Genomic DNA, 6,140 nt, shown 5'->3' with positions numbered 1-6,140 from the left:
TCTCCTGGCCTATGGACTTGTGGATAAGCCATTCTGAGAGTAAGGTGAATGAACTAACAAACCGGGAATAGCTCTTATTTTTCCTGAATTTTGTTCCAGATCCCCGGACCTAGCTAATTTTACTTCTTCCCATTTTCCTTCAAAAATATCCTTATTCATTTCAAATCTCCAAAATTAGGACGTTCTAAGTATAGCCTACTGCGCACTTATTTTCCATTAAGGTAAATGGTAAGTCAAAAACAAGAGAAGGCTCCTAAGTTATAACCTATTAATTATTAATCATTTTTTTTCAAAATAGCCCACGAATGCAGTCTATTTGCAAATCATGATTATTAATTAATCGCTATACTAATAAGGCGTTAGGGAAATTTATAATAAGGAGAATAACATGTGGTACATCATCGGCTGGTTATTTGGCATTCCTATTAGTGTTTTGGTTTTAATCTGGTTGGTCTCGCATGTTTAACAGGATGCATCAAGGGAGAATATTATGATAAATCAAACTGACAATGAATACTGCTCTATGCACCCTCATTCCCACATTTGCTGGTCTGCTGTTTTTTGCGGGGCCTTTGTGGGGGTTGGCTTGGGCTTTCTATTACATCTTTTTGGCTCAGCTATTGGCTTAAGTGCTTATAGCGCGAACTCCACTGGGGCTCAGGTCATCGCCATAGGCGGTATTCTGGGATTTCTCATTGGGGTTGTGGCTTCTATGTTAGCAGCAGGTTATGTAGCTGGATATTTAGGACGGGCACAACAATGCCTCTGTCATGGTGGAATAATTTATGGCTTTGTTACTTGGAGTGTCGCTTTAATATTAAGCGCTCTGCTAGTATTTCCTTTAACCAAGTATAGTTTTGCTTATAAATATTCCTTAGCTCATACCGTTATGAGTAAAGCCACTAATCCTAATATGGCAACACCTAACCCAGAAGAGCCGAAAAAAATGATGAATGCTCAAAATACATCAGCAACTACGGCCACTGACTTAGCATCTGGCGCCTGGATTTTATTTATTCTGTTTTTTATTGGGTCAATTTCTTGCTGTATAGGTGCTTGTTGGGGAATGTGCTGCAAGAAAACCTCCATCGAGACCAAACCACCTCTAGCTTAATTCGTTTTACTCTCTCCAACTCGCGTCCAGCGGGCTGGAGGGAGTGTTATCCAAGCTATTTTTTGCAAGGATAAACTCATTTTTTCGGATGGCGGATAGCTAATCCTCAGCGCAAAGCCCTAGCATTTAACTTAAAATTTGTTTAAAGAAAGCCCCGTATAAAAGATTAATTTGGCCCCTAGCCCTCTATTCTCACTTGCTTTGTTATATCCGCTTGTATATGATTAGCAATTGGCCTGGTTAATTATTGACACCATCGAGTTAATAATTGACATACTAATTAGTTTTTGTGAGCCAAATTATTCTTGAATAAGGAGAGTTGTTTCATGGCGTTAAACGAATCTGCGGCAGTCATTTCTTCAGTATCGGATAAATCCACCTCTTGGAGTAAACAAGATACTGTTTGGATGTTAAGTCTATACGGCACTGCAATAGGGGCAGGAACCTTGTTTCTTCCTATTGATGCAGGATTAAACGGCATTTGGCCATTGGTTATTATGACCCTTCTCGCCTTTCCGATGACTTATTATTCACACCGCGCTTTATGCCGTTTTGTATTATCAGGCTCCTCAAGCCAAAATGATATTACGGATGTGGTCGAAGAACATTTCGGCTCCTTTGCAGGAAAGATGCTTACAGCGCTTTATTTCTTCGCCATTTACCCGATCTTATTGATGTATAGCGTAGCGATTACCAATACTACCCAGAGCTTTATCGTACATCAATTAGGGCTTGCAGCCCCTCCCAGAGCTTTGTTGTCGATTATATTGATTTTAGGTTTAATGGCTGTAGTTCGATTTGGGCAAGAAGCTATTGTAAAGTCTATGTCTATGCTCGTATATCCCTTTGCCACCATACTCTTTCTTTTATCTCTTTATTTAATACCCCACTGGAACACCGCTATTTTAGAGCAAAGTAATTCACTTAAAGCCAATGGCGGCCATGGTTTATTAATGACTTTATGGCTGATAATACCCGTGATGGTTTTTTCCTTTAATCATTCCCCCATCATTTCCTCCTTCGCCATGAGTCAAAAACGACAATACGGTAATAAGGCCGATAAAACTAGTTCAACTATAATGAAATACAGCCATCTGATGATGGTATTCTCAGTGATGTTTTTTGTGTTTAGTTGCGTATTTAGTCTTTCTCCGCAAGATTTAATCCAAGCGAAATCACAGAACATCTCCATTTTATCTTATCTTGCGAATCATTTTAATACGCCTCTTATCGCTTATTTAGCCCCCATAATTGCCTTCATTGCTATTTCAAAATCATTCTTAGGGCATTATTTAGGCGCTAAAGAAGGCTTAAATGGAATTCTTGTGAAGTCCATTAAAGCCACAGGAAAAACTGCTAATAACAGAGTGATTCAACGCATCATTGAGTTGTTTATGGTTATTACCTGCTGGATCATTGCCACTTTAAACCCGAATATTCTAAAAATGATAGAAACTTTAGGTGGTCCAGTCATTGCTGTATTACTGTTCATTATGCCTATGTATGCTATTGCCCGCGTACCCGCCATGAAAAAATACCAAAATCAACTCTCTAATGTCTTTATAACCATTATGGGTATAATTTCTATTTCTGCTATTATTTATGGTTTATTGTAAGCCAGTAACTAGCCTGGTTGCCAACCAGGCTAGTAATGCGATAAAACCTTGTAATTATCTAGGAGATCTTTAGGTTGCTTTAGGGTAAACGGATCTAATTTATACCGTACATGAGGGAGAGCTTTTCTCCAACAAGACTGATGATGCTCCTTTATCACCAGTAAAGAAGGTATAGGTGCGCGCAGGTTTTACATCTCCTAGGGCTTGACTGACTAAATCATTAATTTCACCTTGGGTGCTTGTCCAACCGTATAAGCCTCGAAGCTGGCGAATAATCCATAAACTACTGCGTAATTGACGAATGTATTTTAATTCCGGCACCTCTTCGCTGATTTCTTTTTTTAATCGTAGTAAGGCGGCAGGTAATAAGGAACTGTCTTTGTTGCAAGCAATAAATTGTTTAATGCAAGCAACCGCAATTTTCTTTTGAAACTTTAAACAATAGCGATGATCTTCCCCCAGATCCCGTAAAAGTTCTTTGAGCAGGGCATAATCAGTACATTGCATCGCCCTATTAAGGTAAGGCGTTTGAAATTGATAATTCTCTAGGTCTTCCTTTTCATTAAACCGTTTGAAGGCTCTACTTTGGCTAGCACCGTATTGCACTAGATATTTCATAGTAAGGCGCAAATCTTTGCGAACATCTTGTGGATGAGCCTCTTCTTGCTTAGTTAACAGCTCTAAAGCACAATCTAGAGGTGTTTTACCCGCTTTATTTTTTTTATTAATTAAATGGGCAAAGGCTCCCAGGGTCTCTTCATAGCGAAAATCGCCCAATTTAATTGCAATATGTAAAGCCGTATCCCCCTCTTCAATAGTACTTGCGTATCCTAAATATTCTTTAGCAAATAATTGCGACTTTAGATGGGCGCTAAGCTGTGGTTTTAAGAGTTTAGGACAAGCACTGAGGATTTCCCTAAATAAATTATATTTTTCCTTTATCGCTAATTCCTTAATAAAGTGCCGGAATTCAGGTAGGGAAAATAACAGGGCTTTTAATTTAGCTTGGCGAGCAGTCATTGCTTGCACTATTAAGGCCATATGGGCTCTGTCAGCGGCTTTATCTTTATTAAAACAATGTTCTAATACGGCCTCATTAAGCTCAGAGGGAATTAGAATATGTTTATAAAAGGATAGCCATTTCGCTTTTTTAAATTCTTTGTTATCAGCCAGGCGAGCAAAGGCCTCAACTTCCATCTCGTCGTTGTATTCTTTATCACTCCATGGATTGGCTATGACACTTAATTTAGTGGGCCAATAGGTGTTGGAGGAATGGGATAAATTAGGAAAATCTAATAGATCTTCAGCATCAATATCAAAGGCATGTTCATCATAAAAAAGATGCTGGGGACGAATGCTGTAAAAGGACATTAGCGAATTGGCAAACATTAAATCATGATCAATTTTAAAAAAAACAACCTGTGGTCTCTTTTGTTTTTCGACTATGTAAAAACCAAAATTACCTTTATGTAGATCGTCCTCCTCTAAGGTATAGGAACCGGTCAAAATACTGGCTAAAGACCTATAATCAATACTTAAAGCCCCTTTTTTTTCTGCTGCAATTAATTGGGCAAAAAAGCCGTGAGGTAGTTTATTCAAAAAATAGACTGGGATTTCTTCTGCACTAATCACTTTTTTACCCCTTAAATGACTAGCAAATTTAAGGGCATCGAGAGAATAAAAAAGGGGGCTTAAACTTTCTTTCCGGGCAATGACATGGTGGATATGTTCAGCAGCTACCCCCAATATTTTTCCTTGGGCATCAACGACTAAATCTTGTTTCGCGGTGTACTTTTTGCCTAGCAATAAAAAAGCAAGTTGGCTAAATGCTACTTCATAACGTGAGTAATCCGAATTATCGTATTTATTTTTTTTAAAAATAATATGCTGCTTTTTCTTCTTTAACGGATTATTAGGTATGGGTAAGTCATAGCAGGCATTAAGATAAATCTTATGTCCAGCATGGCTAGGAGTACCTAGTTCAATGTCATTAATATTAAAAACCATCATCAGAAGAAAGCTATTTTTTGGATATTATTTTAACATAATGAATAAAAATTTAAAACCAGACAAGCCTTGATCCCATTTAAAAATTCTCATTCTCGTCAGATTGAATGGTTAAATCTTGTGAGCTGAAATCTTTTTCTTCATTTAACCGAATTTGTAGGCCTACATTGTTTTTGGAATCTGCATATTTAATCGCATTTTCTTGCGATATTTTGCCTTCCTGGTACAGATTCAGCAAAGATTGATCAAAAGTTTGCATTCCTTGTTCGGTACCCCGCGCCATAGCCTCTTTAATTTCATCAACCTTTCCTTTTTCAATAAGATCAGAAATATAAGGTGTATTCAGCAAAATCTCGACCGCAGGTATACGCTGGTTTTCTAAACCAGGAATTAAGCGTAAAGAAATAATTGCACGTAAATTCAAACTCAGATCAGTTAAAACTTGCTGCTTTGCTTCTTCAGGGAAGAAATTAATAATTCTATCCATCGTCTGGTTTGCATTATTAGCATGCAAGGTTGAAATGCATAAATGTCCCGTTTCTGCATAAGCCACCGCATGCTTCATCGTGGCACTATCTCTGATTTCGCCGATTAAAATTACATCTGGCGCTTCACGCATGGCATTTTTTAATGCATTACCATAACTTAAGGTATCTATACCCACCTCTCTCTGGTTGACAATGGATTTTTTATGTTCATGAATAAATTCAATAGGGTCCTCAATGGTCAAAATATGTCCACGGTGATGCTGATTGCGATAATCAATCATTGAGGCTAGGGTAGTCGATTTACCTGAGCCTGTTGCTCCCACGACTAAAATTAATCCGCGCAATTCCATCACTACCGATTGCAAAATTTTAGGCAATTTCAAATCATCAAGACTCGGTATATGGCCCTTGATATAACGGACAACCATCGCTACTTCGCCACATTGCTTAAATACATTAATTCTAAAACGACCTGTTCCTGCCAATGATAATGCAATATTCAGCTCTAAATTGGTTTCAAATTCTTTTTGCTGCGCATCGCTCATAATAGAACGGGCAATTTCTGCTAATTGGTGCGATTGAATAGGAACTTGCCCCACAGGGGCCGTAACGCCTTCTATTTTAATATTTGGCGGCGCTCCTACACTAAAAAACAAATCAGAAGCGCCTTTATCGACCATTAATTTGAAAAAAGGAGTTATATCCATATAGCAACCTATTGGTTATTTTATAATTTAATTGTAGTAAATATTAACTTAATTGCTACTGATAAAAACCTTATTTGCGAGTTGACTATCAGGGTCACCTCATGAAAAATTTTGAGATAAGATAGTGGTTAAAATAGAATCATCCCATCCAGCATTTTTTCTGAGCCGCTTAATAGATTGCCTTTTCATCTGATTTTTAGTTAATTGA

At 37.8% G+C, this 6,140-nt stretch carries 5 protein-coding genes; 2 read left to right on the top strand and 3 right to left on the bottom strand.

Annotation, left to right across the window (positions count from 1 at the left end):
- Nucleotides 1-9 precede the first annotated feature (9 nt).
- Nucleotides 10-159 carry a hypothetical protein gene (locus ELY15_RS16220; protein WP_158617486.1) on the bottom strand — a complete coding sequence of 50 codons (150 nt, stop codon included), beginning with the start codon at nt 157-159 and terminating at the stop codon, nt 10-12.
- Nucleotides 160-490: 331 nt separating this feature from the next.
- Here ELY15_RS16220 and ELY15_RS12820 point away from each other — a divergent pair, with 331 nt between their 5' ends.
- Both ELY15_RS12820 and ELY15_RS12815 read left to right on the top strand, forming a co-directional pair.
- Nucleotides 491-1,114: a hypothetical protein gene (locus tag ELY15_RS12820; protein ID WP_233586734.1), complete on the top strand. Its 624-nt coding sequence runs from the start codon at nt 491-493 to the stop codon at nt 1,112-1,114.
- A gap of 326 nt (nt 1,115-1,440) precedes the next feature.
- A complete protein-coding gene (locus tag ELY15_RS12815) occupies nt 1,441-2,730 on the top strand; it encodes a serine/threonine transporter (protein WP_127100656.1) in 1,290 nt (429 codons plus the stop codon).
- A 99-nt stretch (nt 2,731-2,829) separates the two neighbouring features.
- Here the strand turns inward: ELY15_RS12815 and ankK are convergent, their stop codons facing one another.
- Nucleotides 2,830-4,740 (bottom strand): Dot/Icm T4SS effector AnkK/LegA5, encoded by a 1,911-nt coding sequence (ankK, locus tag ELY15_RS12810; protein ID WP_127100654.1) that lies wholly within the window; start codon nt 4,738-4,740, stop codon nt 2,830-2,832.
- 76 nt (nt 4,741-4,816) lie between these two features.
- Nucleotides 4,817-5,932 carry a PilT/PilU family type 4a pilus ATPase gene (locus tag ELY15_RS12805; protein ID WP_127100652.1) on the bottom strand — a complete coding sequence of 372 codons (1,116 nt, stop codon included), beginning with the start codon at nt 5,930-5,932 and terminating at the stop codon, nt 4,817-4,819.
- Nucleotides 5,933-6,140: the final 208 nt, after the last annotated feature.

Source organism: Legionella sp. km772 (assembly GCF_003989735.1).
GTDB lineage: Bacteria > Pseudomonadota > Gammaproteobacteria > Legionellales > Legionellaceae > Legionella.
This window is presented reverse-complemented; position numbering and strand designations above follow the sequence as displayed.